This is a genomic window from Polaromonas sp. P1_G4 (assembly GCF_056405475.1).
On sequence record NZ_JBFUCA010000684.1, the window covers coordinates 1 to 1,802 of the forward strand.

Annotated in this window: 2 protein-coding genes; both read left to right on the plus strand. The window is 61.0% G+C overall.

Annotated elements, in window-relative coordinates; translation table 11 throughout:
* A partial coding sequence (locus AC1D1X_RS22200) for a CTP synthase (RefSeq protein WP_477699208.1) occupies positions 1-849 on the plus strand: 849 nt, incomplete at its 5' end.
* 2 nt (positions 850-851) lie between these two features.
* Positions 852-1,709 carry a 3-deoxy-8-phosphooctulonate synthase gene (kdsA, locus tag AC1D1X_RS22205; protein WP_477671126.1) on the plus strand — a complete coding sequence of 286 codons (858 nt, stop codon included), beginning with the start codon at positions 852-854 and terminating at the stop codon, positions 1,707-1,709.
* The last annotated feature ends 93 nt before the right edge of the window (positions 1,710-1,802 follow it).

Sequence of the window (1,802 nt, forward strand, 5' to 3'; positions counted from 1 at the left end):
GACCTGGTCTATGAGACCGAGCACCCCCAGACCGAAGTTCACATCGCCATGGTCGGCAAATATGTGGACCTCTCCGACAGCTACAAGTCTCTCAACGAAGCCCTGCGCCACGCCGGCATGAAAAACCACGCCAAGGTGGTCATCGAATATGTCGACTCCGAAACCATCACGCAGGACAATGTCTCGCGCCTGGCACGCTTTGACGGAATTCTGGTGCCCGGCGGCTTCGGCGTTCGCGGCGTTGAAGGCAAGATTTGCGCGGCCCGTTTTGCCCGTGAGCACAAGATGCCCTATCTCGGTATCTGCCTGGGCATGCAGGTAGCGACCATCGAATTCGCGCGCCACGTGGCAGGACTCAAGGACGCCAACAGCACCGAGTTCGACCCCGCTACCCCGCACCCGGTGATCGCGCTCATCACCGAGTGGAAAGACGCCGACGGCACCATCAAGACACGCAATGCCAAATCCGACCTGGGCGGCACGATGCGCCTGGGTGCGCAAAGCTCGGACGTCGCAGCCGGCACACTGGCCCACAAGATTTATGGTGACGTGGTGACGGAGCGCCATCGCCACCGCTATGAAGCCAACGTCAACTACCTTGATGCCCTGCGTGCGTCGGGCCTGGTCATTTCCGCGCTGACGCAGCGCGAGCAACTCACCGAGATCGTCGAATTGCCGCAAGACGTCCACCCCTGGTTTGTCGGCGTGCAGTTCCACCCCGAGTTCAAGTCCACGCCCTGGGATGGCCACCCGCTGTTCAATGCCTATATCGCGGCCGTACTCCAACAGCGCACCACGGCAGGCCAGGACCCGAAAGCGGCCGCCAAGCCTCTCAAGGCGGTAGCCTGACCATGAAACTCTGCGGATTCGACATTGGTCTGAACCAACCTTTTTTCCTCATCGCCGGCCCCTGCGTGGTGGAGTCCGAGCAGTTGCAGATGGACACTGCCGGCACGCTCAAGGAAATTACTTCCTCGCTGGGCATTCCCTTCATCTTCAAAAGCAGTTTCGACAAGGCCAATCGCACCAGCGAGACGGCCTTTCGTGGACTGGGCACGGAAAAAGGACTGGAGATTCTGGCCAAGGTCAAAAAGGAAATTCGCGTGCCGGTGCTGACCGACATCCATTCCGAAGACCAGATCGCCCAGGTCGCCAAAGTCGTCGATGTGCTGCAAACACCGGCCCTGCTGTGCCGCCAGACCGACTTCATCCACGCCGTCGCACTGTCCGGCCTGCCGGTCAATATCAAGAAGGGCCAATTCATGGCCCCGGGCGACATGAAGAACGTCATCACCAAGGCGCGCGCGGCCGTCAAGGCAGCCGGTCTGCCGGAAGACAACTTCATGGCCTGCGAACGCGGCGCCAGCTTTGGCTACAACAATCTGGTCAGCGACATGCGCAGCCTGGCCATCATGCGGGAGACCAACGCGCCGGTCGTATTTGACGCGACCCACTCGGTGCAGCTGCCCGGCGGCCAGGGCACCAGCAGCGGCGGCGTACGCGAGATGGTGCCGGTGCTGGCGCGTGCCGCAGTGGCCGTCGGCGTCTCTGGCCTGTTCATGGAAACCCATCCAGACCCGGCCAAGGCCTTGTGCGACGGCCCCAATGCCGTACCGCTCAAGCACATGAAGGCGCTGCTGGAAACACTGCTCGAGCTGGATCGTGTCACCAAGAAAAACGGCTTCCTCGAAAACAACTTCAGCGCCTGAGCCAGCGATCCATCCCGCAAGCCTACACAAGCCATGACATTCGCCTACATCATTGTCGACATGAAGATCACCGACCCCGAGCAGTACAAGCAG